Annotated in this window: 26 protein-coding genes and 2 riboswitches; of the genes, 15 read left to right on the plus strand and 11 right to left on the minus strand. The window is 69.4% G+C overall.

The genetic code is table 11. The annotated features are described in order from the left end of the window. Nucleotides 1-161 precede the first annotated feature (161 nt). The 5 genes from Q9G87_RS21925 (at nt 162) to Q9G87_RS21945 (ending at nt 5,995) form a co-directional block, all read left to right on the plus strand. Nucleotides 162-1,538, plus strand: coding sequence for a DUF4331 domain-containing protein (locus Q9G87_RS21925; protein ID WP_305918283.1), 1,377 nt, complete (start codon nt 162-164; stop codon nt 1,536-1,538). 153 nt (nt 1,539-1,691) lie between these two features. Continuing rightward, nucleotides 1,692-2,894 carry a tetratricopeptide repeat protein gene (locus Q9G87_RS21930; protein ID WP_305918284.1) on the plus strand — a complete coding sequence of 401 codons (1,203 nt, stop codon included), beginning with the start codon at nt 1,692-1,694 and terminating at the stop codon, nt 2,892-2,894. Next, a complete protein-coding gene (locus Q9G87_RS21935; protein ID WP_305918285.1) occupies nt 2,891-4,564 on the plus strand; it encodes a HoxN/HupN/NixA family nickel/cobalt transporter in 1,674 nt (557 codons plus the stop codon). The genes Q9G87_RS21930 and Q9G87_RS21935 overlap by 4 nt, the downstream gene beginning before the upstream one ends. Nucleotides 4,565-4,625: 61 nt before the next feature. After that, nucleotides 4,626-5,201 carry a PadR family transcriptional regulator gene (locus Q9G87_RS21940; protein WP_305918286.1) on the plus strand — a complete coding sequence of 192 codons (576 nt, stop codon included), beginning with the start codon at nt 4,626-4,628 and terminating at the stop codon, nt 5,199-5,201. Continuing rightward, nucleotides 5,198-5,995 (plus strand): SGNH/GDSL hydrolase family protein, encoded by a 798-nt coding sequence (locus Q9G87_RS21945; RefSeq protein WP_305918287.1) that lies wholly within the window; start codon nt 5,198-5,200, stop codon nt 5,993-5,995. The genes Q9G87_RS21940 and Q9G87_RS21945 overlap by 4 nt, the downstream gene beginning before the upstream one ends. Here Q9G87_RS21945 and Q9G87_RS21950 read toward each other — a convergent pair. From Q9G87_RS21950 to Q9G87_RS21965, 4 genes are read right to left on the minus strand one after another with little or no spacing between them, the layout of a single operon-like run. After that, a complete protein-coding gene (locus Q9G87_RS21950; RefSeq protein ID WP_305918288.1) occupies nt 5,968-6,618 on the minus strand; it encodes a nucleotidyl transferase AbiEii/AbiGii toxin family protein in 651 nt (216 codons plus the stop codon). The genes Q9G87_RS21945 and Q9G87_RS21950 overlap by 28 nt on opposite strands. 35 nt (nt 6,619-6,653) lie before the next feature. Then, on the minus strand, nt 6,654-6,977 hold the full coding sequence (locus Q9G87_RS21955) for a hypothetical protein (protein WP_305918289.1): 324 nt from the start codon (nt 6,975-6,977) through the stop codon (nt 6,654-6,656). A 4-nt stretch (nt 6,978-6,981) separates the two neighbouring features. Further along, nucleotides 6,982-7,737, minus strand: a complete 756-nt coding sequence (locus Q9G87_RS21960) for a hypothetical protein (RefSeq protein WP_305918290.1) — start codon at nt 7,735-7,737, stop codon at nt 6,982-6,984. Between the two features lie 40 nt (nt 7,738-7,777). Further along, nucleotides 7,778-8,482: a FadR/GntR family transcriptional regulator gene (locus tag Q9G87_RS21965; protein WP_305918291.1), complete on the minus strand. Its 705-nt coding sequence runs from the start codon at nt 8,480-8,482 to the stop codon at nt 7,778-7,780. A gap of 123 nt (nt 8,483-8,605) precedes the next feature. Between Q9G87_RS21965 and Q9G87_RS21970 the strand changes: the two genes are divergently transcribed. The 4 genes from Q9G87_RS21970 to Q9G87_RS21985 are packed head-to-tail and all read left to right on the plus strand — an operon-like array spanning nt 8,606 to nt 12,782. Further along, on the plus strand, nt 8,606-9,967 hold the full coding sequence (locus Q9G87_RS21970; protein ID WP_305918292.1) for a glutamine synthetase family protein: 1,362 nt from the start codon (nt 8,606-8,608) through the stop codon (nt 9,965-9,967). Between the two features lie 2 nt (nt 9,968-9,969). After that, nucleotides 9,970-11,310: an aldehyde dehydrogenase family protein gene (locus Q9G87_RS21975; protein WP_305918293.1), complete on the plus strand. Its 1,341-nt coding sequence runs from the start codon at nt 9,970-9,972 to the stop codon at nt 11,308-11,310. 5 nt (nt 11,311-11,315) lie between these two features. Continuing rightward, complete coding sequence (locus Q9G87_RS21980; protein WP_305918294.1) at nt 11,316-12,080, plus strand: 3-oxoacyl-ACP reductase; 765 nt, start codon at nt 11,316-11,318, stop codon at nt 12,078-12,080. Nucleotides 12,081-12,089: 9 nt separating this feature from the next. Beyond that, nucleotides 12,090-12,782 (plus strand): gamma-glutamyl-gamma-aminobutyrate hydrolase family protein, encoded by a 693-nt coding sequence (locus Q9G87_RS21985; RefSeq protein WP_371825805.1) that lies wholly within the window; start codon nt 12,090-12,092, stop codon nt 12,780-12,782. On the opposite strand, the gene Q9G87_RS21990 is transcribed toward Q9G87_RS21985, so the two are convergent. Continuing rightward, the gene (locus Q9G87_RS21990; protein ID WP_305918295.1) at nt 12,779-13,612 is read right to left on the minus strand and encodes a hypothetical protein; all 834 of its coding nucleotides are present in this window, start codon (nt 13,610-13,612) and stop codon (nt 12,779-12,781) included. The two genes, Q9G87_RS21985 and Q9G87_RS21990, sit on opposite strands and share 4 nt — an antisense overlap. Nucleotides 13,613-13,705: 93 nt before the next feature. Further along, nucleotides 13,706-13,803, plus strand: a riboswitch (glycine riboswitch). Continuing rightward, a riboswitch (glycine riboswitch) is annotated at nt 13,804-13,899 on the plus strand. It abuts the riboswitch before it with no gap. A 34-nt stretch (nt 13,900-13,933) separates the two neighbouring features. Here Q9G87_RS21990 and gcvT point away from each other — a divergent pair. The 3 genes from gcvT to Q9G87_RS22005 are packed head-to-tail and all read left to right on the plus strand — an operon-like array spanning nt 13,934 to nt 16,839. Beyond that, nucleotides 13,934-15,019, plus strand: coding sequence for a glycine cleavage system aminomethyltransferase GcvT (gene gcvT, locus Q9G87_RS21995; RefSeq protein ID WP_305918296.1), 1,086 nt, complete (start codon nt 13,934-13,936; stop codon nt 15,017-15,019). Then, nucleotides 15,016-15,405, plus strand: a complete 390-nt coding sequence (gene gcvH, locus Q9G87_RS22000; RefSeq protein ID WP_305918297.1) for a glycine cleavage system protein GcvH — start codon at nt 15,016-15,018, stop codon at nt 15,403-15,405. Before gcvT ends, gcvH begins: the two co-directional genes overlap by 4 nt. A gap of 57 nt (nt 15,406-15,462) precedes the next feature. After that, complete coding sequence (locus tag Q9G87_RS22005) at nt 15,463-16,839, plus strand: L-serine ammonia-lyase (protein ID WP_305918298.1); 1,377 nt, start codon at nt 15,463-15,465, stop codon at nt 16,837-16,839. 36 nt (nt 16,840-16,875) lie between these two features. Here the strand turns inward: Q9G87_RS22005 and Q9G87_RS22010 are convergent, their stop codons facing one another. Together Q9G87_RS22010 and Q9G87_RS22015 are read right to left on the minus strand one after the other, a co-directional pair. Next, nucleotides 16,876-17,235 (minus strand): hypothetical protein, encoded by a 360-nt coding sequence (locus Q9G87_RS22010; RefSeq protein WP_305918299.1) that lies wholly within the window; start codon nt 17,233-17,235, stop codon nt 16,876-16,878. A 517-nt stretch (nt 17,236-17,752) separates the two neighbouring features. Further along, on the minus strand, nt 17,753-18,169 hold the full coding sequence (locus Q9G87_RS22015) for a hypothetical protein (RefSeq protein WP_305918300.1): 417 nt from the start codon (nt 18,167-18,169) through the stop codon (nt 17,753-17,755). A gap of 358 nt (nt 18,170-18,527) precedes the next feature. Between Q9G87_RS22015 and Q9G87_RS22020 the strand changes: the two genes are divergently transcribed. Further along, on the plus strand, nt 18,528-19,745 hold the full coding sequence (locus Q9G87_RS22020; protein ID WP_305918301.1) for a toxin glutamine deamidase domain-containing protein: 1,218 nt from the start codon (nt 18,528-18,530) through the stop codon (nt 19,743-19,745). After that, nucleotides 19,742-20,011, plus strand: coding sequence for a hypothetical protein (locus tag Q9G87_RS22025; protein ID WP_305918302.1), 270 nt, complete (start codon nt 19,742-19,744; stop codon nt 20,009-20,011). Before Q9G87_RS22020 ends, Q9G87_RS22025 begins: the two co-directional genes overlap by 4 nt. 157 nt (nt 20,012-20,168) lie before the next feature. On the opposite strand, the gene Q9G87_RS22030 is transcribed toward Q9G87_RS22025, so the two are convergent. From Q9G87_RS22030 to Q9G87_RS22045, 4 genes are all read right to left on the minus strand, one after another. Further along, a complete protein-coding gene (locus Q9G87_RS22030) occupies nt 20,169-22,658 on the minus strand; it encodes an ABC transporter permease (protein ID WP_305918303.1) in 2,490 nt (829 codons plus the stop codon). A 1-nt stretch (nt 22,659) separates the two neighbouring features. Further along, nucleotides 22,660-23,400, minus strand: a complete 741-nt coding sequence (locus tag Q9G87_RS22035) for an ABC transporter ATP-binding protein (RefSeq protein ID WP_305918304.1) — start codon at nt 23,398-23,400, stop codon at nt 22,660-22,662. 109 nt (nt 23,401-23,509) lie between these two features. Then, nucleotides 23,510-24,160, minus strand: coding sequence for a response regulator transcription factor (locus Q9G87_RS22040; protein ID WP_305918305.1), 651 nt, complete (start codon nt 24,158-24,160; stop codon nt 23,510-23,512). Nucleotides 24,161-24,174: 14 nt separating this feature from the next. Further along, complete coding sequence (locus Q9G87_RS22045) at nt 24,175-25,344, minus strand: sensor histidine kinase (protein ID WP_305918306.1); 1,170 nt, start codon at nt 25,342-25,344, stop codon at nt 24,175-24,177. 166 nt (nt 25,345-25,510) lie between these two features. Here Q9G87_RS22045 and Q9G87_RS22050 point away from each other — a divergent pair, with 166 nt between their 5' ends. Then, entirely contained in the window at nt 25,511-26,041 is a 531-nt protein-coding gene (locus Q9G87_RS22050; RefSeq protein ID WP_305918307.1) for a hypothetical protein, read from the plus strand. Nucleotides 26,042-26,059: the final 18 nt, after the last annotated feature.

Raw genomic sequence — 26,059 nt, forward strand, 5'->3', positions numbered from 1 at the left:
CACCGGTCAACCTAAATTGACGACCTAAGTATGTCAACTTTGGTTGACCCTCCTCCTTGAGGAGGAGACCGACATCCGGATGCGGCCCACGGACGAATAGGGCGTCGAGGAACCCGGCCGGAACCTCGTACCAACCGATCAGCCCTTCGAAAGGACCGAAAATGGAGCTCCGGATCAACCGGCGCGCTCTTGTCGGACTTGGCCTCGCCGCAGCGGTTGCCGCGTCGTCGTTGGCCGTGCTCCGTACCGACTCCGGCATGGCTTCCTCGCACCGCGAGGCCCCCATGACCGCGGGTCTGCCGCAGATCGACAACACCGACGTGTACGCGTTCGTCAGCCCGGACAAGGCCGACACGGTGACCCTGCTGGCCAACTGGAACGGATTCCAGGAGCCCAACGGCGGCCCCAACTTCTACCCGTGGGACACCCGCGCGCGGTATAACATCAAGATCGACAACAATGGTGACGCCAAGACCGACATCACCTACCAGTGGACGTTCCGCGACGAGGACAAGCGCGGCAACAGCACGTTCCTGTACAACAACGGCCCCGTCACCTCGCTGAACGACCCCAACCTGCTCTTCCGCCAGCGCTACACGCTCAAGCGCATCACGCCGGGCGGCACCCAGACGCTGGTCTCCGACGGCATCGCCGCGCCGAGCAACGTCGGCCCGGCCTCCATGCCCGACTACGGCACCCTGCGTACCCAGTCCATCAAGGACCTGCCGAACGGCGGCAAGACGTTCGCCGGCCAGTCGGACGAGGCGTTCTTCCTGGACCTGCGCGTGTTCGACCTGCTCTACGGCGGCAACCTGTCCGAGGTCGGTCAGGACACCACCAGGGGCTACAACGTCAACACGATCGGCCTCCAGGTGCCGCAGAAGGACCTCGCGCTCAAGGGCGACCCCAAGCGCAACCCGGTGATCGGCATCTGCTCGACGACCGACAAGTTCAACGGCAGCAGGTACGTCCAGGTCTCGCGCCTGTGCAACCCGCTGGTGAACGAGGTCGTCGCGCCCGCCGGGCTCAAGGACGCCTACAACGCTCTGGACCCGTCGAAGGACGCCGACGTGTCAGCCCTGGTCAAGCGGGTCACCGACCCCGAGGTGGCCAGGCTGCTCGAGGCCATCTACGGCATCAAGGCGCCCGCGACCCCGCGCAACGACCTGGTCGAGATCTTCCTGACCGGCATCGCCAAGCAGAACGGCCCCATCAAGGCCGACCTGAACTCGCAGGTGCTCAACAAGGACGCGGGCAAGCTGCGTCCCTCCGAGCAGTTGCGGCTCAACATGTCGATCGCGCCCTCGAAGGACCCGAACAGGCTCGGCGTCCTGGCCGGTGACCTGCAGGGCTTCCCGAACGGCCGCCGTCTCGGCGACGACGTCGTGGACATCGAGCTGCAGGCCGTGGCCGGCGCCGCGCAGTCCGGCAAGCTCGTGCCCGGCCTGACGGACAAGGTGGACAAGAACGACAAGCCGTTCGGGCAGTCGTTCCCGTACATCCCGCTGCCCAGCAACGTCGCTGTGAACCAGCGCTAGACCCCGACCGGCCGGCTTCCCTCTCTCCAAACCGGCCGGTCCACCCCGGCGGCAGACCCCCGTCTCCCATCGTCTGCCGCCACAGAGAGGGCCGGCCGGCCGTGTTCCCCGTCACGGCCGGCCGTCCCGACACCCAGCTCTGGAGCCTTCGACATGCGCACCCTCGCGATATTCGCCGGATTCGCCCTCATCGGGGCAATGATCTTTACGATCGTCTCCTTCTCCACCACGCCCGCGACCGAGCCCGCGGCGGCGGCCAAGCCCCACACCGAGACCCTCCAGGAACGGCTCAGGCGCCTGCCCGGCGACTACCGCGGCTGGGCAGAGCTCGGCGCCCAGTACGTGGACCAGGCCAGGATCATCGGCGACCCGTCGTACTACACCAAGGCCGAGGGCGCGCTCGACACCGCCGCCAAGCTGAAGCCCGGCGACGACGCGGTGCTGGCGGGCCAGGCCGCCCTGGCGGCCGGCCGCCACGAGTTCGCCGAAGCGGCACGGCTGGCCGAGCGGGCCCTCGACGCCAACCCGTACTCCGCCACGGCCTACGGTGTGCTGGCCGACGCCAAGACCCAGCTCGGGGACCTGCGCAGCGCCGAGCGGGCCGTGGCCAAGATGCTGGACCTGCGCCCGGGGGTGGCGGCGTTCGCCCGCGCCTCCTACGCCGCGGAGCTGCTCGGCGACGTGGACGGGGCCCGCAGGTACCTGGACTACGCACACAAGGACGCCTGGCGCCCGGCCGACCTCGCCTACGCCCGCTACTACCTGGGCGAGCTGGCGCTGCACGAAGGCGACCTGGTCACCGCCGACGACTGGTACACCAAGGCACTCCAGGCCTACCCCGCCTACACGCCGGCCCTGGCCGGCCAGGCCAAGGCGGCGGCGCTCGGCGGCCGCCTGACCGAGGCACTCGACATCTACGAGCGGGTCGTCGAACGGCTCCCGCTTCCCCAATACCTCATCGAGCAGGGCGAGACCCAGCTCAAAGCCGGTGGGCGCCCCGACTGGACGTTGCTCAAGGCGCAGGGGCAACTGTTCGAGTCCGCGGGCGTGCAGGACTTCCTGACGTGGGCGGAGTTCGAGGCCGACCACGGGGATCCGGCTCTGGCCGTGAAGTATGCCAGGACCGAGTACGACCGCAACCAGAACCCCGTCGCCGCCGACGTCCTCGCCTGGTCCCTGTACAAGGCGGGCAAGCCGGAGGAGGCGCTCCCGTACGCGAAGAAGGCCACCTCGACCGGCTGGCGCAACCCGCTGATCCGCTACCACCGCGCCAAGATCGAGCAGGCTCTGGGCCTGCCGGCGCGGGTGGACCCCGGCTTCGATCCGTCACTCTCCGCCCTCGCGAGGTTCTCATGAGACCGGTCCGGCTCGGCCTGCTGTCCGGGGCGGCGGCCCTGCTGCTGTCCCTGTGCGCGGGCGTCCTGCTGCCCGCCTCGGCCCAGGCTGCTTCGTCGCTGCACCCGCTCGGCAAGTTCACCGCCAACCACTACAACGGCCTGCGGATCACCCCGTCAGAGGTACGCAACCTCGCCGTCGTGGACCTGGCCGAGTTGCCGACCCTGCAGGCCAAGCCGCAGGTCAACGCCGGGTACGCGGCCCGCCGCTGCGCCGCGCTCGCGGCCGCCCAACGTCTCGTGGTCGCGGGGAAGGCAGTGCCGTGGCGGGTGGCGAGCTCGGAGTTCGCCTACACCCCCGGCGAGGGGGGTCTCCAGACCAGCCGCCTGACCTGCCGGCTCGTCGCCGCGGTCCGCGCCTCGGGAGACGTGGAGTTCACCGACGGGTTCCAGCAGGACAGGATCGGCTGGCGGGAGATCACCGCCGTCGGCGAAGGGGTGCGACTGTCGCGATCGTCGGTGCCCGCCGTGAGCGTGAGCCGGGAGCTGCGGGCGTACCCGGACGACCTGCTGTCCGACCCGCTCGATCAGCGCACCGCCACGCTGACCGCGTCCGACGTGCCCGGGTCCGGCACCATGTCCGACGTGCCAGGGTCTGGCACCATGTCCGGCCTGGGCACCGGCCTGTCGTCCCCTGGCGGCCCTGCCGGCGGCGGTGGCGCCGGCGTTCCGGGCGGGATCGGGATCGGCGGGCCCATCGGTGACGCACTGAGCGCCCTGGACCGGACGTTCACCGAGCTGGTCGGCTCGGACTCGCTCACGGTGCCGCTCGGGCTGCTGGCCGTCGGGCTGGCCGTGGTGCTGGGGGCCGGGCACGCCCTGATCCCCGGGCACGGCAAGACCATCATGGCCGCGTACCTGGCCGGGCGGCGCGGCCGGCCACGCGACGCGCTCGTCGTGGGGGCGACGGTGACGGCCACACACACGGTCGGGGTGCTGGTGGTGGGGTTGCTGCTGACCGTGTTCACAGCGCTGGCCGGGGAGTCGGTGCTGTCCTGGCTGGGCGTGGCCAGCGGCGTCTTGATCGCCGTCATCGGCCTCCGCCTCCTCCTGAACGCCCGCCGCGGCTCCCTCCACGGGCACGGACACGGGCATGGACATGGCCACGGGCATGGGCACGGGCACGACCACGACCACGACCACGGGCACGGCCACGGGCACGGGCACGGGCACGGGCACGCGCACGACCACGGACACGCGCACGACCACGAAGGCGACGATGACGGCAGCGGCAGCGGCAGCGGCAGCGGCAGCGGCAGCGGCAGCGGCAGCGGCAGCGGCAGCAACGACTCTGGCCACGCCGGCACGGCCAGGCGCGCCGGACTTGTCGGACTCGGCGTAGCAGGCGGCCTCGTCCCCAGCCCTTCAGCCCTGATCGTCCTCCTCGGCGCGATCGCCCTCGGCCGCACCTGGTTCGGCGTGGCGCTGGTGACCGCCTACGGCGTCGGTATGGCGGCGACGCTGACCATCACGGGCCTGCTCCTGGTCAAACTGGTGGACCGCCTGGAACAACGCGCCTCCGCCGGCCGCCGCCTGGCCGCCAGGGTGTCCGGCCTGGCCCCGCTCGGCACGGCCGCGATGGTCGTCCTCCTGGGCACGGGCCTCGCCCTCCGCTCGGCAATCGCCCTCTAGCACGACCGCCCACGCCACACTTATAGTCATGTCCATGACTACTCATGGGCATGACTAGTCCATGGCCCTCCGACACGCGGTCCTGGCGGCCCTGCTCGACGGCGAATACAGCGGCTACCAACTCACCAAGATCTTCGATATCGGCGTCTCCAACTTCTGGTACGCCGCCCCACAGCAGCTCTACGCCGAGCTGACCAAGCTCGAGGCCGACGCCCTGGTGTCCGGCCGGGAGGTCGTCCAGCAGGGCCGCCCCAACAAGCGGGTGTTCAAGGTCACCGAAGCCGGCGTCGACGAGCTGGCGTCCTTCGCCGCGGCCCCGGCCAAGCCCCTGTTGATCCGTGAGGACCTGGCCGTCAAGGTCCACGCCGTTGACGTGCTCGACCCCGCGCCGGTGATCGCACAGCTCCGGGAACGGGCCGAGCAGGCCGCGGTCAAGATGGCGTTCTTCGAGCAGACCCTGGTACGCCTGCGCGGCGACCTGGATGAGGAGACGTTCCTGCGCGAGGGGGACCGCATCGGCCCCTACCTGTCCTGTCTGGCCGGATGCCGGCTGGAGCGGGAGATGCGCGACTGGTGCCTGCAGACCGCGCGGACGCTGAGCGAGCGCGCCGCCCACGCCGGAAGGAAGACCCCATGACCTACAGCCGATACGTCGCGCTCGGCGACAGCCAGACCGAGGGCCTGGGCGACGGCGACGACGTCCGCGGCCACCGCGGCTGGGCCGACCGCTTCGCCGAGCAGCTGGCCCGCGCCAATCCCGACCTGCTCTACGCCAACCTCGCCGTCCGCGGCCGCCAGGCCGCCCAGATCCGGGACGAGCAGTTGCCGGTCGCTCTGGAGCTTCGCCCCGACCTGGCCACGGTCATGGCGGGCATGAACGACGTGATCCGCCCCGGCTTCGACGCCGCTCAGGTGGCCGCTGTGCTGGAGGACATGTTCGTGGCTCTGACCGGCGCGGGAGCTCGTGTGGTCACGGTGACGTTCCCCGACATCGGCGCGATCGCGCCGCTGGCCAGACCGCTCCGGCCCAGGGTGCTCGACCTCAATGCCCGCATCAGGGACGCCGCCGCACGCCATGGCGTCACGCTCGTGGACACGTTCCGGCTCGCCTACGTCACCGACGCGCGGATGTGGAGCGTCGACCGGCTGCATGCCAGTCCGGAGGGCCATGCCCGCTTCGCCGCCGGAGTCGCGCACGCCTTGGAGCTGCCGGGTAGCGACGACACGTGGACGGCTCCGCTCCCGGCGCTGGCCGCGCCACCGCCCTGGCGCGCGGCGGCGGTGGAGGCGCGGTGGCTGGCCACGTTCCTTGGGCCGTGGCTCGCCCGCCGTTTGCGCGGCCGCTCCTCAGGCGACGGCCGCACGGCCAAGCGCCCCCTGCTCACGCCGGTGATCGTCGGCGATCAGTCGATCTCAGGCACGTCGGGATAGTCGTAGTCCGCATCGCCGTCGTCGGCCCGCCGAAGCTTGATGTCCTCGAGCCACGCCTGTGCGAAGCGCCGGACCTGTCTGATCTGCACCTCGTCGAGCCCGTAGGCCTCGAACTCCTCGCTCCCCATGAGATCGACGAACTCCAGCCGCATGGCCAGCTCATAGGTCGAGAAATGATCGTTGTGCGGCTTGGCCAGGCTCTCCAGCGCGCGGAAGGAGTAGAGATGGCTCACGGACTCGACGTCGATGATGTCGCGGGCGTAGCTGCGCTCGTGCAAGGCCCGCATCTTGAGCCCGATCGCGTCTTCCACACTCAGCACTCGCACCGTGCCGCACGTGACAGGAGGCTGTTGGAGGGCTTCCCGCAGCAGGTCGAATTCGCAACGCTCACTGGTCGCCGTGTCCTCGATCATCAGACGGCCCATCCGCGGTGTCACCTCGATGATCGACGCCTGCAGCGCCGCAGCGTGGAACGCGCCCGTGACGCCGCAGACCACATCGGGCAGCCCCATCTCCGTGGCGAAATCGAGGTCTCGGCTCAGCCGGTCCGTGAAGCCATGGGCCCGCATCGCATAGCCACCCGCGAGCGCCAACGCATAGCGCTCACACACCGGCGACACCACGTTGAGCAGCCGCTCCTGGAAGGGCGGAAAGCGCATCAGCCGGACGTCTTCCTCCGGAGGAGGAGCTTGTTCTCCCAGGCCTGACGGTATCCCGGGCCAAGCCCCTTTCTCAGCACCGGCCAGTCGGCGACGAGATGATCGGCGTTCAGGTAGGCCTCGTAGTCGACCCGCCGGCCAGTGGTGATCACGGTGCGATACATCTCCATCCGGATCCCCCGCTTGGACAAGTCGAATGCGGTCAGTCCCGACCACGCCAGGTGCTGCGGCAAGGCCACGACACCCTCGGCCGGACCCTGGAGGTCGTCCAAGGAGTCAGGGATCTTGTCCTCGAGCCCTTCGTACCAAGAAGGAAGCGGCATGACGTCAAGTATGCCGACGACCACGCCGCGTGGAAGGCAGATCATGACGCCCGGAGAGAAACTCCTGGAAGGCGATCTTGACCCCGATCACCGGCCGCCGCCACCTCTCCTCACGGTGGATGGCCCTGGCCATCTTGCGCGGCGACTTCTTGGCAAAGAACCAGTGCGCCCACGGCGACCCGGGCCGCGCCAGCCGTATCGCCCCCACCAGGAGCATCGGCGGCACGAACAACCCCGCCATCCCGGTCCAGATCTTGCCCTTGAGCAACGTGATCACGGCCAGCGCCGAGTTCGCGACGATCAACGCGGTGGGATTGACCCACGTGCCGTAGTCCCAGATCAACGGGCGCAGACCGATGAGGAGCAGACCGGTGACCGCGATGGCGATGAAGACCGCGTCGACCGACGTCCGCCCTTCCTCCTCCCAGTACACGTCGTGCAGGTGCAGGATCAACGCGAACTCGTCCAGCACCAGCGCAGAGCCGACGCCGAACACGCAGGCCGCGAGCACGTATCCCGTCTGCGACGCGGGCGAGACGATGAACCCCGTCACCCCGCCGATCAACATCAGGATGACGCCGAACACGACGTGGTGGATGTGCATCTCCCCCACGTTCACGTTACGGAACCAGCCCACCTTCGCCCTGATCAGGCGCACATTGATGCGGGTGGCGATGAACGCCACGATGAGCGTGACGAAGTAACAGAACAGCGGCAGCCGTCCTGTGTCGACGATGTTGTAGCGAAACCAATCCCCCATGACTTGTAAACGATGGTACGAGCCCCTTGCCGGTATCGCGTCAGGAGAGGAACCCTCGCAACAGCGCGGCCGTGCCTTCCAGGTGTTCGGTCATCGCCCGGCGCGCCGCCTCGGGGTCGCCGGCGAGGATGGCGTCCACGATGGCCTGGTGCTGCAGGGCGGCGTGGTCCAGGTTGACCTGGAGCATCGGGATGGCGTTCAGCAGGTCGCTCACCCGCGACCGCGCGTCGGCGCAGGTGGTGGCCAGCAGGGTCGAGCCGGTCAGCTCGGCGATGGACAGGTGGAAGGCCGTGTCGAGACGGCGGTAGTCCGCCAGCGAGGCCTCGTTCAGCTCCGACAACCTGCGCAGCAGCATAGCCCGTTTCTCGCCGGTCAGCTCGGAGGTGGCCAGGACCTGGGCGGCCCCGCACTCAACGGCCAGCCGGAACGTCAGGGCGTCGGAAAGGTCGTCCATGCCCATCTCCGCCAGAACCTGCCGCAGGTCGCCCGCGTCCGGTTTGGGCGGCTCGTACGTGACGAAAGCCCCTCCATACCGACCCCGCCGCACGTCCAGGTAGCCCGCGTCCGACAGGGCGCGGATCGCCTCGCGGAGGGTCACCCTGCTGATGCCGAGCTGGACGGCCAGCTCGCGCTCGGGGGGAAGCTTGTCGCCTGGCGCCACCACGCCCAGCTTGATGGCCTGAAGCAGCCGCTCCACGGTCTCCTCGAAGGCGTTGCCCGCCCTGACCGGGCGCAACACCGTCATCAAACGCGCCGACTCGTCCAACGTGGCCCCAGGTCTTGACAAGCGATCCCGGCATGCACATCAATGGTCTGAGACTAGCCCAATCGCCGGAAAGCGCGCCATGCCAGATGGGAGCGACGTCACGTGAGCAGCGAAGGGTTCCTGACCGCCGGCGAGCTGCGTGACGAGGTGGCGGCCGGGCGGATCGACACCGTTCTGCTGGCGATCGCCGACATGCAGGGCCGGTTGCAGGGCAAGAGACTGTCAGCGCGCTACTTTCTCGAAGAGGTGCTGCACCACGGCTCCGAGGGCTGCAACTACCTGCTCGCGGTGGACGTGGACATGAACACCGTCTCCGGCTACGCGATGTCGTCCTGGGAGCGCGGGTACGGCGACTTCGTGATGAAGCCCGACCTGGCCACGCTGCGCCGGGTGCCGTGGCAGGAGGGGACCGCGATGCTGATGGCGGATCTGGCGTGGGAGGACGGCGGCGACGTGACCGCCTCGCCCCGCCAGATCCTGCGCAAGCAGCTGGCCCGCCTGGCCGAGCGCGGCATGGCCGCGTATGTGGGCACCGAGCTGGAGTTCGTCGTCTACGAGGACAGCTACGAGGACGCCTGGAAGCGCGCCTATCGCGACATGTCGCCCGCGAACCTCTACAACGTCGACTACTCCCTCCTCGGCACCGCCCGCATCGAGCCGCTCCTGCGCCGCATCCGGCTGAGCATGGAGGGCGCCGGCCTGTACGTCGAGTCCGCCAAAGGCGAGTGCAACCTGGGCCAGCACGAGATCGCCTTCCGCTACGACGAGGCGCTCAAGACCTGCGACAACCACGCCATCTACAAGAACGGCTCCAAGGAGATCGCCGCCCAGGAGGGCAAGTCGATCACTTTCATGGCCAAGCCGAACCAGCGCGAGGGCAATTCCTGCCACATCCACATCTCGCTGCGCACCGTGGACGGCGACCCGGTGATGGCGGGCGAAGGGCCGTTCGGGCTGTCGCCGCTCGGCGCCCGCTTCATCGCCGGCCAGCAGGCCTGCCTGCGCGAGCTCACCCTCCTGTACGCCCCCAACATCAACTCCTACAAGCGCTACGTCCCCGGCAGCTTCGCCCCCACGGCCGTCAAGTGGGGCGTCGACAACCGCACCTGCGCGCTGCGCCTCGTCGGCCACGGCCAGTCGCTGCGCGTGGAGAACCGGGTGCCGGGCGGCGACGTCAACCCGTACCTGGCGGTGTCCGCGCTGATCGCGGCCGGGCTGTACGGGATCGACAACGAGCTGCCGCTGGAGGACCCCTTCGAGGGCAACGCCTACGCCTCTGGCGCCGAGACCGTGCCGCACACGCTGCGCGACGCGCTCGCCCTGTTCGAGGGGTCGAAGCTGGCCCGCGTGGCGTTCGGCGAGGACGTGGTCGAGCACTACGCGAACAACGCGCGGGTGGAGCTGGCCGCGTTCGACGCGGCGGTGACGGATTGGGAGATGTTCCGTGGGTTCGAACGGATGTGAGCATGAAGATCGTTAATCCGGCGACCGAGGACGTGCTCGCCGAGGTCGAATTGGCCGACGCGGCCGAGGTCGACCGGGCGGTGGAGCGTGCCAGGAAGGCGTACCCGGCCTGGCGCGACGTGGCCCCCGGCGACCGGGCGCGGCTGCTGCGGCGCTTCGCCGACCTGGTGGGCGAGCACGGCGAGGAGCTGGCAGGGCTGGAGCTGGCCAACGCCGGGCACCCGATCGGGAGTGCCCGCTGGGAGGCCGGCGCCGTACGCGACGTCCTGCACTTCTACGCCGCCGCCCCCGAACGCAACCACGGCAAGCAGATCCCGGTGCCCGGCGGTGTGGACATCACGTTCCAGGAGCCCCTGGGCGTCGTGGGCGTCATCGTGCCGTGGAACTTCCCCATGCTGATCATGTCGTGGGGCGTGGCCCCCGCGCTGGCGGCCGGTAACACCGTGATCGTCAAGCCGGCGGAATGGACTCCGCTGTCGGCGCTGAGGCTGGCGGAGCTGGCCTTGGCGGCGGGCCTCCCCGAGGGGGTGCTCCAGGTTCTGCCTGGGGCAGGGGAGGTCGCGGGGGCCCGGCTGGTCGAGCACCCGGACGTGGCCAAGATCGTGTTCACCGGCTCCACCGAGGTGGGCAAGGAGATCGCCGCCAAGGCGGCCGCGCAGGTGAAGCGGGTGACGCTGGAGCTGGGCGGCAAGTCCGCGAACATCATCTTCGCAGACGCCGACCTCGAGAAGGCGGCTAAGGCGGCCCCTTACGCGGTCTTCGACAATGCGGGGCAGGACTGCTGCGCGCGTTCCCGGCTGCTCGTCCAGGCCGACGTGTACGACGACTTCATGGCCCTGCTCGCGCCCGCCGTTCAGGCCGTCAAGGTCGGCGACCCGCTCGACGAGAGCACCGAGATGGGCCCGCTGATCAGCGCCGAGCACCTGGAACGCGTCCGCGGCTTCGTCCAGGAGCCCTACCTCCAGGGAACGTGCCCGCAGGGCAAGGGCTTCTGGTTCCCGGCGACCGTGCTCACCCCGGACGTCACCGACCAGGCGTTCACCGAGGAGATCTTCGGGCCCGTGGTGTCGGTGGCGCCGTTCAAGGACGAGGCCGACGCCGTCAGGATCGCCAACGACACCCCGTACGGACTGAGCGGCTCCATCTGGACCCGGGACGTCGGGCGGGCGCTCCGGGTGGCCAGGGCGGTCGAGTCGGGCGCGCTCTCGGTGAACTCCAACTCCTCGGTCCGCTACTGGACCCCCTTCGGCGGCTTCAAGCAGTCCGGACTCGGCAGGGAGCTCGGCCCGGACGCCCTGGCGGCGTTCACCGAGACCAAGAACGTCTTCATCTCCTGGGAGTGAAACAAGTGCAGCGGTTGCAGGATCGGGTGGCGGTCATCACGGGCGCGGGCAGCGGCATCGGGCTCGCCACGGCCCGCAGGTTCGCCGAGGAGGGCGCCAAGGTCGTCTGCGTGGACGTCGACGAGGAGGCGGGCGCCAAGGCCGCCAACGAGGTCGGCGGCCTCTTCATCAAGGCCGACGTGACGAGCGAGGACGACGTCGTCAGGATGTTCCAGACGGCGTACGACACCTACGGCAGCGTCGACATCGCCTTCAACAACGCCGGCATCTCGCCGCCCGACGACGACTCGATCCTGGAGACCGGCATCGACGCCTGGCGCCGCGTCCAGGAGGTCAACCTGACCAGCGTCTACCTGTGCTGCAAGCACGTCCTCCCGTACATGCGGCGGCAGGGCAAGGGCTCGATCATCAACACGGCGTCGTTCGTGGCTGTGATGGGGTCGGCGACGTCGCAGATCTCCTACACCGCCTCCAAGGGCGGCGTGCTGGCGATGTCGCGGGAGCTGGGCGTGCAGTTCGCCAGGGAGGGCATCAGGGTGAACGCCCTGTGCCCCGGGCCGGTCAACACGCCGTTGCTGCGGGAGCTGTTCGCCAAGGACCCGGAGCGGGCGCAGCGGCGGCTGGTGCACGTACCCGTGGGGCGCTTCGCCGAGGCGACGGAGATCGCGGCGGCGGTGGCGTTCCTGGCCAGTGACGACGCGTCGTTCATCACGGCCAGCGAGTTCCTGGTGGACGGCGGCATCTCCGGCGCCTACGTGACGCCGCTCTAGGAGGAAATCGTGCGTCCGGTCATCGGGATCACCTGTTACGTCGAGCCGGCGAGGTTCACGGTGTGGGCGGACATGACCGTCGCGCTGCTGCCGTACATGTACGTGGAGCAGGTCGTCCGCGCCGGCGGGCAGCCGGTCGTGCTGCCGCCGGCCGGCGATCCCGCGCCTGTCGTGGGGCGGCTCGACGGGCTCATCCTGGCCGGCGGGGGCGACATCGACCCGGCTCGCTACAGCCAGGAGCCGGGGGAAAAGGTCGGCTATGTCCGCAAATTTCGGGATGAGGCCGAGTTTGCGGTGCTGAATGCCGCTCTCGAGGCCGGCCTGCCGTACCTGGGGATCTGCCGCGGCCTCCAGGTGCTCAACGTCGCCCTCGGCGGCACCCTGCACCAGCACCTCCCCGACGTGGTCGGGCACGACGGGCACTCCCCCGCGCCCGGCCGCTTCGGCCCGCTGCCCGTCGTCCCCGTGCCGGGCACGCGCCTGGCCAAGGCGCTGGGCACGGAGCCGGTGACGGTCCCGCACTACCACCACCAGGCCATCGACCGCCTCGCCCCGGGCCTCACGGTGTCCGCGACCGCCGAGGACGGCACGATCGAGGCGGTCGAGATGGACACGGAGTCGTTCACGATGGCCGTTCAGTGGCACCCGGAGGCGGCCGAGGACTGCGCGATCTTCGAAACCTTCGTGGCGGCCTGCCGCTAGCCGACGGGCTTCAGCACGCTGTCGAAGACGACGACGCCCGCGCCGTACTTCTGGTCGAACGTGCGGCGCAGGTCGTCGGAGGCGAGCCAGGTCTCCACCTCGACCCGGTTGCGGGTGACGCTGGGCGCGGAGGAGATGAGGGCGTCGCCCAGCTCCTTCTCGACCTCCCGCTGGATCGCGTGCAGCTCGGCCTCGGTACGCTCCGCGCCGCTGACGCACAACGCGCCGCCCCAGACCTCGCGGATCCACGCCTCGCGCCCCGCCAGGTCGCCGGTGAACCTGAGGTTGAGCACCTGCCCCCGCGCGTAGGCGTCGAGTTCCTCCGACGGGTCAGGCTTCGGCCCGATGGGCTCGATCCAGGCGCCTGCGAACTCCTTGGCCGTCCCCGCCCGCTTCATCGCCTTCTCCAGGGTCGCCTCCGTGGCCTTGGCGGGATCGACGGGCCGCCAGCCGCCCTCGGGCGCGGGGCACGGGGTGGTGAAGTCGGTCGTCGGAGGCTCCTCATACACGGGCGAGCCGGGCGGTTCCGTAAGGGTCAGCCGGGCGCCGTCCCAGGTGCCGACGACCCGGTACGAACCCCATTTCACGCCGCCCTGCGACTCGTGCTCGACCTTGCTCCAGTCCCAGCCGACCACGTCGGGGCCACCGCACTGCGGCGGGAGGGACTCGGCCACCGCCCGGCACAGCTGAGGCCCGTGCCCGTGGCCTTCGAGCACCGTCAGGCTGGCCTCGTACCGAGGGGGCGGCGCCGGGGATGCGGCGCTCTCGGCGCCGCAGGACGTGATGGTCAGGGCCGCCGCGAGTCCGAGGGCCGCCATTCGCCGGTTCATGCCCCTTCAACGTCATCACCACCCGAGCGGTTCACGGGTGCCAGAACGCGACAAGACCCCCGTAACGGCACTAGGCTTACGGGACATCACCCACGAAACCGTGCGGGAGAGCACCCTGACAGCCGGTCAGGGTCCCTGAAGGAGCAAGCCCTCCCCGCGAACCTCTCAAGGCAAAGGACCGCACGGACGAGGTGTCCTCTGGAAAGCAGGCCTGTGGGCCTCGCCGAAGGTGAAAGTCCGGCAAAACCCGGGCGAAGCTCTCAGGCATCGATGACAGAGGGGGAGGATGCTGGCATCCGATCCTGTCCTGAGGTGCGATAAATGTCCCGACCGACACCGCTACGAGACGTTCACGAGAGCCTCGGCGCCACGCTGACCGACTTCGCGGGGTGGCTCATGCCCCTCCGGTACGGCAGCGAGTCCGCGGAGCACAACGCCGTCCGGCAGGCGGCGGGGCTGTTCGACCTGTCGCACATGGGCGAGATCTTCCTGACGGGCCCGCAGGCCGGCCAGGCCCTGGACTATGCGCTGGTCGGGCATCTGTCGGCGCTGGAGCCCGGGCGGGCCAGATACACCATGATCGTGAACGAGCGTGGCGGGGTTCTCGACGACCTCATCGTCTACCGGCTCGGGGACGAGGAGTTCATGGTGGTGGCAAACGCCTCAAACTACGAAAAAGTCGGAAATGAGCTGAAAGAGCGCGCGAAGGCGTACAACGCCGTCGTGGACGACCGCTCCGACCAGTACGCGCTCATCGCCGTCCAGGGCCCGCGGGCGCAGGAGATCCTCGCCACGCTCACCGACGCCGACCTCGGCGGCCTCAAGTACTACGCGGGCCTGCCGGGCGTGGTGGACGGCCGGCAGGCGCTGATCGCCCGCACCGGTTACACCGGCGAGGACGGCTTCGAGCTCTTCGTCGCGAACGACGATGCCGCGCCGCTGTGGCACGCCCTCATGGCGGCCGGCGAGCCGTACGGGCTCAAGCCCGCGGGCCTGTCCAGCCGCGACACGCTCCGCCTCGAAGCGGGCATGCCGCTGTACGGCAACGAGCTCAGCGCCGAGCTCACCCCGTTCGACGCGGGGCTCGGCAGAGTGGTGAAATTCGACAAGCCCGGCGACTTCGTCGGCAGGACGGCGCTCGAGGCGGTCAAGGACGACCCGCCGCGGCGCCGCCTCGTCGGCCTGGTCGCGCGGGGCCGCCGGGTGCCGCGCCACGGTTACCCGGTTACCAAAGACGGCGTCGTCGTCGGCGAGGTCACCAGCGGTGCGCCTTCCCAGACTCTGGGCAAGCCCATTGCTATGGCTTACGTGGACACCGGCATCGAAGAAGGCCTGGCCGTGGACATCCGGGGCAGCCAAGAACCTATGGACCTGGTAGAGCTGCCCTTTTACAGGAGGAAGAAGTGAGCAACATCCCTGACGAGCTGAGCTACACCAAGGAGCACGAGTGGGTGGCCGGGCTCGATGACGGGCTGACCGTGACCGTCGGCATCACGGCCTTCGCCGCCGACGCCCTCGGTGACGTGGTCTACGTGCAGCTCCCCGAGGTCGGTTCGACCGTAGAGGGCGGCGACTCCGTCGGCGAGGTGGAGTCGACCAAGTCCGTGAGCGAGATCTACACGCCCGTCGCCGGCGAGATCGTCGAGATCAACCAGGCCGTCGTGGACGACCCGTCGGTCGTCAACAGCGACCCGTACGGCGAGGGCTGGATGTTCCGCGTCCGCATGGAAGGCGACGCGGAGGACCTGCTGTCCGCCGAGGAGTACAAGGCGCTCACCTCAGGCGAGTCCTGACCCATTTCGCCGGGGCCCGTTCCGCGGGCCCCGGCCTTGCATGAAAGGCGCCCATCAATGGCGATCAGCGTCTTCGACCTCTTCAAGATCGGTATCGGCCCGTCCAGCTCGCACACGGGCGGCCCGATGGCGGCCGCGCACAAGTTCGCCCGCGGGCTACACGAGGACGGCCTGCTACCGCGCGTGGCGCGCGTCCAGGCCATCCTGTACGGCTCGCTGGGCCTGACCGGCAAGGGTCATGGCAGCGACAAGGCCGTCCTGCTGGGCCTGTCGGGCGAGAAGCCCGAACTCGTGGACGTGGACACCATCGACGACCGCCTGACCGCGATGCGCGCCTCCGGCACCGTCAACCTCTACGGCACCCACGAGATCCCCTTCGTCGTCGGCGAGGACCTGATCTTCGAACGCAAGATCTCCCTCCCCGAGCACCCGAACGGCATGCGCTTCACCGCCTACACCGCGGACGGCGACACGCTGCGGGAGAAGGTCTACTTCTCGGTCGGCGGCGGCTTCGTCGTGGACGAGAACGCCACCGGCGCCGACCGCATCAAGCCCGACGACACCGTGCTCCCCTACCCCTTCACCACAGGGGAAGAGCTCCTCAAACACTGCTCGAACACCGGCCTGTCGATCTCCGCCCTGATGCTGGAGAACGAGAAGGCCTTCGGCCGCACCGAGGAAGAGATCCGCACCGGAATCCTCAACCTGTGGAACGTCATGTCGGACTGCGTCCGCCGCGGCATCTCCAAAGAAGGCGTCCTGCCCGGCGGTCTCAAGGTCAAGCGCCGCGCCAACCAGCTCTACCGCCGCCTGCAGACCGAGCCGCCGGAGAAGGATCCGCTCCAGGCCATGGACTGGGTGACGCTCTTCGCCCTGGCGGTCAACGAGGAGAACGCCGCCGGCGGCCGCATCGTCACCGCGCCGACCAACGGCGCCGCCGGCATCATCCCGGCCGTCCTGACGTACTACACCCGCTTCGTCCCCCACGCCGACGACGACGGCGTGGTCCGCTTCCTCCTCACCGCCGCCGCCATCGGCGTCCTGTTCAAAGAGAACGCCTCGATCTCCGGGGCCGAGGTCGGCTGCCAGGGCGAGGTCGGCTCGGCCTGCTCCATGGCCTCCGCCGCCCTCACGGAGGTCATGGGCGGCACGCCGGAGCAGGTGGAGAACGCCGCCGAGATCGGCATCGAACACAACCTGGGCCTGACCTGCGACCCGATCGGCGGCCTGGTCCAGATCCCATGCATCGAACGCAACGCGGTCGCCTCCAACAAGGCCATTACGGCGGCGAGGATCGCGTTGCGCGGCGACGGGAAGCACTTTGTGGCCCTGGACAAGGCCATCAAGACGATGAGGGACACCGGCCGGGACATGCTGGACAAGTACAAGGAGACCTCGCGAGGCGGCCTGGCCGTCAACGTCATCGAGTGCTGACCTGACCGATGGCACCCCGGCCCACAGTACAAAGCGTCAGCCACCAACCGCCCAGGGGCGGTCCTCCCATAGGTCCGCGGCGAACAGTGCGTGGGCGATTTGGCGGGGATCGAGCCGGACGACCACCTCGCCGCCCTCGGACTCTGCGAGGTCAGCGGCAGCCAGCCCTATCAAGGCGAACTCACCCGCCAGCGACCTCATGAGCCACTTCTCGAAATCCTCGGCCTGCAGCTCTTCGACCTCATCCCGAAGCCACGCTGCGCGAGCCCTGCCGATCAACTCCGCCGGAAGGAGAACCGTCACGGGCTGCAGTTGCTCGCTCAGCCGCCGACCTATCTCCGCCAGATGGCGGCTGTCCGTCCGGAATCGCTCCTCTGCCGTGGACCCGTCCACCATGCGGACCTCTCTTACTTCTTCAAGCGGTTGTCTGTGAGCAACTTACGTACCGTGGTGTCCTTCGATGCCTTCGCCGCCTTCAACGCCTCCTCAACGGTCATCTCCAGGTAGTCACTCGGCATTGCCGACTTGATGCTCCTCACATACCGATAACCGCTGCGATCAACCGCGCCAGCAGGGAGCTCCAAACGTGTCTGGTGAAAGTCGAGTTACGTCGTACCCGCTCCTGGCCACGCACGCCCGCAGGCACTACACCTACATCCGACCGACTCCTCGGACTCTTCACCCCATGAACGGCAGCCATCGGACCCAGTGCTCAAATCATCAACATGCCGAGGCCGTGGGACGAGCTGGCCTGAGCTTGGCCCGTGCACTCCGCCACCAGCACCCGATGGCCGTAGCCCGCGACCAAAAACGGCGGCGGGCCGACCAGCTACCCGGCGCCTCGATCAACTTGGAAGAGCCGCATCGGCCGGAAAGTGCGTGACGTAAGTTCCGACCTCCGCTGGACCGGGCTCTATGCCTCGTGGTCAATAAGCGCCTTCTCCCGCCTGAAAGCGGCGACAGCCTGCTCGTCTCCATCGACAAGTCGCTCGTAGTAGAGGTGGTCCATCGCCCACTCCCGGAAGGCGATCAACGATGATCCGGCGTCCGGGGTGAGCGGACCGGGCGGAACGTAGCTCACCACCCACCTAGAGGAGGGCGTGCCGTCAGTGACCTCGAAAAGCGGGCTCGGGTACCAGATCGGATAGGGTCGCTCGTCGTCGTCGAGGATGTAGTACCAGAACGCGTCCTTCGCCACCGTGATCGCGTAAACGATGTATTCCTTCCCGGTAGTGAGAGGGTAATCGGCGTCAGGCGTGAGGCCCCATATGTCGTCCAGCATTGCCGGCGGGAGGGCCTTTCCGCTGGTGCTGAGGGCACGCACTCTCATCGGACGTTGGGCTCCCGCTGGTAATAGTCGCGCTTGAACTTGTAGTCCACGTTCTTGCCGGTGGTGAGATTCCTGAACCAGTGAACCGTACAAACGGCCTTCCCAACCCCGTCGCGAGCCCACATCCTGAGGCATACGAGATCCACACCTCGGCCCTGACGGTGAAGTTCACGATCTACGACGACGAGGTCAACTAGACAGCGGGGGCCAACCGTCAACGCAATCGTGTACTGACGTCGCGATTGGACCTGTTTGCGCAGGTACGGCGGGTGGTTCAAGCGGCGAATCTTCCCGACTTCGCCTCCTGTGAGTGACGACTCCTCTACGATCGGTCATCGATGATGACAGGAGGCAAGCCGTGTTCCGCGAGCGCAAGCCGAGTGTCCGGCGGGTCCTTCCAGAGGGGCAGTACAACCCAGAAGTCGGGGAGGGAGTGCGGTGGCTCGACTACGAGCGGGCCGCCGAGATGGACGCCGCGTCCATGCCCGAGGGCGGGGCCTTCCAGGGCGCGACCACCTTAGAGCCTTTCGACGTGCCGGAGCCTGTGGAACTGCCGGAGCCTGTGGACGTGCCTCGGGCGGATCGGCCTGGCGACGCGCCGCCCCTTGTCGCCCTGGGTCCGGCGCCCCTGGGTGAATGCCGTGCGTTGCCCGACGCTGAGTCCGGCATGGCGCCTGCGGTCGACTCCCGAGCCACACCACCTCCGGCCGACCCGCCCGCTGCGCCTCCGGCCACCTCCGGAGGCACCCATCCGGGCAACATGCGAGCCACGTCTCTGGCCGGATCCCAGGCCGTGCCTCCCTCTGCCGGGTCCCTCACTACGCCTCCCGCCGGGCCGTGTGCGGCGCTCCCTGGTGAATCCCGTGCGACGCCATTGACCAGCGGTGACGGCGTCGTCGCGACCTCCGGTCGGCGGTTCGACATTCTGGACGGGCCTGCCGAGCGGATCGTGGACGGCGACTGGTTCGAGCGGCCGCACCGGCCGCCCAGGCTCGCCGAGAGCCGCCCGTACGGTGTGCGGGGTGGGCTCGCACACCCGGATCCGCAGGTCGAGCGGGACCTGATCGAGGCGCTGCCGCTGGGCACCCGCTTCCCCGACCCCCGCGGCACCTGGATCCGGCTCATCAACGGCGGCGGGCCGGCCGACGACCCGTTCCGGGCCTCCAACGCGGCCGACTGCGCGCTGGCCGTTCTGTCCACCTGGCACGGTGAGCCCGCCACGGCAGCCCCCAGGCTGCCCGAGTACGACAGGATCGGACGCCCGCTGCTCACCGGTGAGCACGACAGCCGGGCCAGGATCGAGCGATGGGTGGGGCAGCGGCTGGAGTACGCGGGGCAAGGGCGGCACGCGTACCCGATGATCGCGCGGCGGCTGGCCGGGGCCGGGCATGGGGCCTGTGCCGTCATCGTGGTGCGTTGGCCGGGAGGTGGCACCCACGTCTGGAACGCGGTCAACGCGGACGGTGAGGTGATCTGGATCGACGCGCAGCGGGGGCATATGTCCGTCGAGCCGCCTTACACGACGGTGACCGGGGTGTTCTGCGTGATACTCGACCGCCAGGGGCGGCCGCGATGAACCTGGAGCAGGCTCGGGCTCTGGCTGAGGAGTACTTCAACGGGGTCCGGCCGCTGGGCGAGGCGCTGCCCGTGGGGATTTTCGGGTTCCACGACGGCTACGTCGCCTGGGTGCGGGAGCTCGATCCCGACGATCCCGGCACGTTGCCGGAGACGGTCGGCGGCGGGTGCATCGTGATCGACCGGGCCACGGGAGAGGTGGTGGCCCGGCCGCTGCTCGACCCGGAGACGGTCGCCGAGTTGTGGCCCGGTCCCGTCCCCAGATAAAGGAACCAGATAAAGGAAAGGGCCGGGCGCCGCCCCCATGAGACGCCCGACCCTTGGCGTGCGGGCTGCCGGGAACGAGAAACCGGGGCAGCCCGCACCGCGTGTTCCCTCTATCCGCGTTTTTCGGATTTATTCGCGTTACGGGCTCTTCGTCCGATCAGCCGGTGGCGAGCGCGCCGACGATCGAGGCCCGGGCCGCACGACGGGCCGGGAGCACAGCGGCCACCACCCCCGCCACCCCCGACAACACCACGAACAGCGCGATCTGCGGCACCGGCACCGACAACACGGCCCCGTCCAGCATCGCCATCACGGCGGCCCATCCGAACACGCCACCCAGCACGACCCCGACCAGCGCCCCGATCAGCCCCAGCACCAGCGCCTCGATGAACAACATCCGGCGCAACTGCGGCCGGGTCAGCCCGAGCGCCCGCAGCAGCGCGGACTCCCTGGTGCGTTCATGGACCGACAACGACAGGGTGTTCGCGATCCCCAGCAACGAGATCAGGATCGCCAGCCCCAGCAAGCCGGTAACGATCATGAGCAGCATGTCCAGCGTCTCTTCGAACTGGCCGCGTATCTCGGTCGAACTCGCCAACTGGACGGTCGGGTGGGCGGCGACGGCCGCCTCCACCACCGCGCGCGCCCGCTCGGCCGGCACACCGTCGCGGATGTTGATCATCACACTGGAGTCGGGCAGCCGGTCGAAGTACGTGTCGAACGGCTGCTCGGCAACGGTGAGGGCGGGCAGCGTGGAGTTCTCGCCCTTCAACACGGCGACCACGCGCAACGGCACGGTCCCCGCCAGGTCGGTCCTGGCCCGTACGGTGCCGCCGACCGCCACGCCCAGCTCCTCGGCCGCGTAGTCGAGGAGCGCCACCTCACCGGTGGACATCCCGGTCGTGGACCCGGCGACGACCTCGGGGGTGACGGTCCCGTGGTAGGTGCCGATGTCGTAGCGCCGGTCCCCCACCTTGGTCGGAGTCCTGCGGACCTGCAGCACGGAAGCCAGCTCCGGCTTGCCGCGCAGCTCCTCCGCCACCGACCGCGGCACACCGGCCTCGCGCCCCTGCGTGGCCAGCATGTAGTCGACGGGGAACTGCTCGTCGAGCTTGCTCCACACGCTCACCCGGGTGGAGGCGCTGAGCACCGAGAGCAGCGTCATGAGCGTCACGCCAATGGTCAGCGCGACGGTCGTGGTGGCGGCCCGCGAGGGGTTGCGCGCGGAATTGTCCAGCGCCAGCCGCCCCGGCACGCCGAACAACCGGGCCGGGATCCAGCCCACCGCCGCGCTCAGCGGCTTGACCAGCACCGGCCCGAGGATCAGCACGGCGAGGAAGGTCAGAGCGCCGCCGGCCATCACGACGAACAGGGTGGGCGGCTCGCCAGGCCGCATCCCCCATACGCCGAAGCCGGTCGTCCCCATCCCGGCCAGCAGGAACAGCGCCGCGAAGAGCCAGCGCAGCACCCCGGTGCGGTACGTCTGCTCCTCCACCTGCGTGCGCAGCGCCGCGACCGGCGGCACCCGGGTGGCCGAACGGGCAGGCAGGAGCGCCGCGCACACCGTGACCACCAGGCCGACGGCCAGGCCGATGGCGATCGTGGCCGGCGCCAGCGTCACGGCCGCGTCGGTGGGCAGCGCAGCGTCGAGCGCGCCGAGGACCGCGAGCGTGAGAACGGCCAGGCCGTACCCGATGACCAGGCCGGACGCGGAGGCGATCAGGCCGACCACCACCGACTCCAGCAGGATCGAGCCGAACACCTGCCCCCGCGTGGCCCCGATGCACCGCAGCAGCGCCATCTCCCTGGTCCGCTGCGCGACGAGGATGCCGAACGTGTTGTAGATGACCAGCGCCGCCACCATCATCGCCACCGCGCCGAACAGCAGCAGCCCCACCGTCAGCGTCCGCATCTCGAACCCGGCCGCACTGGCCAGGTCGGCGGCCAGCTCATCGCCGGTCTTGACCACGGCGCCGCCGCCGGCGGCCGCCGCCACGAGCTGCTTCAGCCCGGCGGACGGGCCCGCGACATCGATCTCGCGGTACCCCTTCGCGCCGGTCATCCGCTGCGCGGTGGCCGGGGTGAAGCCGACGACGCCGGTGTACGCGAGCTCCTGGTCCACGCCGGGATCGAGCAGACCGACCAGCTTGAACCGGTGCTGACTCTGCGAGCCGTCGAGCACGGTGATCGTGTCGCCGATCTGGAGTTTCTGGGCCTTGGCGGTGTTCTCGTCGAGGACGGCCGCCTGGTCGTCGGTGCCGGGGCCCGAGCCGGAGACGATCGCGGTGCGATCCAGCGGCCCACGCACGATCGAGATGGCCGTGGTGGGCACGCTGCCCACGACCTTGCCATCCTTGCCGAGCAGCGGCGCGGGCTCCCGGATCAGGCCCTGCGCCTCGGTCACGCCTTCGACGGCGCGTACCCGCTCCAAGATCTTCTCGGACAGCACGCCGCCGGAGTCCTTCGGCAGGACGGCCACGTCGACCTTGCCGGCGTCGGCCGTGACCCGCTGGGAGAATCCGGCCTGGATGGTGTCGTTCAGCACGAACGTGCCCGCGATGAACCCGACCCCCAGCATGATCGCCAGAGAGGTGAGCAACAACCGGAGCCGGTGCGCGCGCAGCCCGGCCAGTGCCGTCTTCAGCACCTCACCCCTCCAGCTTCACGAGCGTGTCCAGCACGGACTGCGGCGTCGGCGCGGCGAGCTCGGTGACGAGCTCGCCGTCGTGCAGAAAGACCACACGGTCGGCGTACGCGGCCGCCACCGGGTCGTGCGTGACCATGACGATGGTCTGGCTCAGCTCGCGTACGGACGTGCGCAGGAAGGACAGGATCTCGGCGCCGCTGCGCGAGTCCAGGTTGCCCGTCGGCTCGTCGGCGAAGATTACCTGAGGCTTGCTGATCAGCGCCCTGGCCACGGCCACCCGCTGCTGCTGGCCGCCGGACAACTCGGTCGGCCGGTGCGCCAGCCGGTCGCGCAGCCCGACCGTGTCGATCACGCGGTCGAACAGCGCCTGGTCGGCCTGGCGGGCGGAGATGTCGAGCGGCAGCCGGATGTTCTGCTCGGCGGTCAGCGTGGGCAGCAGGTTGAACGCCTGGAAGACGAAGCCGATCCGCTCGCGGCGCAGCAGCGTGAGCTGCCGGTCGGTCAGCCCGGTCAGCTCCACGTCACCGATGTGCACGGTGCCGGAGGTGGCGGTGTCGAGCCCCGCCAGGCAGTGCATCAGCGTGGACTTGCCGGAGCCCGACGGGCCCATGATCGCGGTGAACGCCCCGGTCGCGAAGGTCACGTCGACCCCCCGCAGGGCGTGCACCTCGGCGTCGCCGTGACCGTACACCTTGGTCAGATTCGTGGCCACCACGGCAGGCGGGGCCTGGGTGAGCGTCACATTCACTCCTTGTCGCGGACCAGAACAACGCGAACCACGCTAGGAGTGGAAATTTCTTGATCCATGGGTCCTGAGGAGGGACTTCTTGTAGGACTCCAGACGACCCGGGTCAGACTTTCGGTCGATGGGACGGGGTGATCAGGCCGCTCTCGTACGCGTACACGACCACTTGTGCCCGGTCCCGCAGGCCCAGCTTGGCCAGCACCCGCCCCAGATGCGTCTTCACCGTCGCCTCCGCGACCTCCAGGCGGCCCGCGATCTCCATGTTGGACAGGCCGCGCGCCACCATGAGCAGGACCTCCCGCTCACGGGGTGTGAGGTCGGCCGTCCTGGCCGGCTCCCCCGACGGCAGCTGCCCGGCGAACCGGTCCAGCATGCGCCGCAAGGTGGGCGGCGCCACCACGGCGTCGCCCGCGTGCACGTGCCTGATGGCGCTGACCAGGTCGTCCGGCGGCACGTCCTTCAGCAGGAAACCGGCCGCGCCTGCCTTGACCGCCGCGAACGCGTACTCGTCCAGGTCGAACGTGGTCAGGATCAGCACCTTCGGCCCGTCGATCCGGCTGGTCGCCTCGACGCCGTCCATGGTGGGCATGCGCACGTCCATGAGCACGACGTCCACCTCGGTGGTCTTCAGCAGCTCCAGGGCCGCCGCCCCGTCGCCGGCCTCGGCCACCACCTCGATGTCCGGCTGTGCTCCGAGCACCATCCTGAAGCCGGCGCGCAACAGCTCCTGATCGTCGACCAGCATCACGCGTATCACCAGGCCGCCTCCTCCTACGCCGCTTTGACCATGGGCAACCTGGCCAGCACCTCGAAGCCGCCGCCAGAGCGCGGGCCCGCCGACATCGCGCCACCGTACATGCCGACCCGTTCGCGCATGCCGATCAGCCCGTGGCCGTCGGAGCTGTGCGGGGCGGCGGCTCCCCTGCCGTCGTCGGTCACGCGGACGACCAGGTCGGGGGCGCCGTACTCGATCTCCACGACCGCCTGGACGTCCGGGCCGCCGTGTTTGAGCGCGTTCGTGAGGGCTTCCTGGACGATGCGGTAGATCGCGAGCTGCTGGCCCTCGGGCAGCTCTCTGGGCACGCCGGAGACCCGCAGCCTGGCCGGCACCGCCGAGCCGCGTATCAGCTCCTCCAGCTGGGCCAGCCCCGGCTGGGGGGTGTAGTCGGTGTCTCCGTGCTCGTTCTCGCGCAGCACGCCGACCAGCCTGCGCATCTCCGCGAGCGCCGCCCGGCCGGTCTTGGAGATGGTCCTGACAGCCTGGCGGGCCTGCTCGGGGTCGCTGTCCAGGGCGAAGCCCGCGCCGTCGGCCTGCACCACCATGACGCTGACATTGTGGGCCACGACGTCGTGCAACTCCCTGGCGATCCTGGCGCGCTCGGCCGCGGCGGCCATCCTGGCCTGCTGATCCCGCTCGCGTTCGGCCCGCTCGGCGCGTTCCTCCAGGCCCTCCAGGTAGCGGCGGCGCGTGTTGGCGTACAGGCCGGTCAGCCAGATCGTGACCACGAAGATCGAGCCGCTGAAGAACATCCCGAATGTCGGCGCGTCCCAGCTCACCAGCGCCATGAACATCCCCAGTTCCGCCACCAGGCCGGCGGCCAGCGCCCAGCGGAACGAGCACCGGTAGGCCACCGCCCATAGCGCGACCAGCACCGAGAGGTTGGCCGGCAGCAGGTCGACGTCCGCTAACCACTGGCCGAAGCAGACCAGCGAGATGGCCGCGAACGCGGCGAGCGGCCGGCCCGGCCACAGCAGCGGCACCAGCAGCAGCACCGACAACCCCACGTAGCCAGCCAAGCCGACATATTGCCCACCGCCCGGCGACGTGTTGGTCACGAACGGCACCGCGAGAATGGCGCACAGCGCGGCGAGAGGCGCGACCCGGAGGGCGCCCGCCAGCTTCTCATGGCGTCTGGACCACGCCCGTACCCTGCCGAACACATCCTCACGATATGTAACCCGGGCCCGCCATCGCTCCGCCTCCAGGCGGAAGTGCGCGTACGACCCAGGTCGCACACCAGCGAAGGTCTTACGCGGGTCTTACGGCGGTTTGGGCATTCTCTATACCGGGAGCGCCCCTCCAGGGGGCGAGTAAAGGGAGATCGTGATGGCGGATCATGATCGCGACGCTGGGTCGCGCGGTGAAGAGGAAGCACCGCGCGACCCTGCCCGGGAGGAGCCTGCGGCCCCCTCGAACGAGCGCGACACGGACGTGTACCCCGACCAGCAGCCCAACCTGAAGTACGGAGAGATCCCCCCGGGCCCCCAGGTGAGCCAGGACGACACGGCGGCCGCGCGTACCATGCCCGGCTCGACCGGCTGGGATTCCTCCCGGCGCCCCGACGCCTCTTTCCGTGACTATCTCCGGCAGAAGCCGACCCAGATTGTCGGCGCCGGTCTGATCGGCCTGATCGTGGGCGCCCTGTTCGGCGGCACCGCGGTGGCGGTGGTGAGCAATCTGGGCGACCGGCACGACCGTCATGGCGTGTACATGCAATATCCCGACTGGGGACCGAGACGCCTCGTGATCCCGGATCGGCTCGGTGAGCTCTGCCTGGAGACCGGGAACGGCGTCGCCTGCGAGGCGCCGTTCGATCAGCGGATCCGGCCCAATACCGAGCCGACCAGCACCGGCTAGTCCGACTAAATAGCCTAT

Origin of the sequence: Nonomuraea turcica (assembly GCF_030718205.1) — a bacterium.
In the GTDB taxonomy this organism is placed as follows: Bacteria; Actinomycetota; Actinomycetes; order Streptosporangiales; family Streptosporangiaceae; genus Nonomuraea.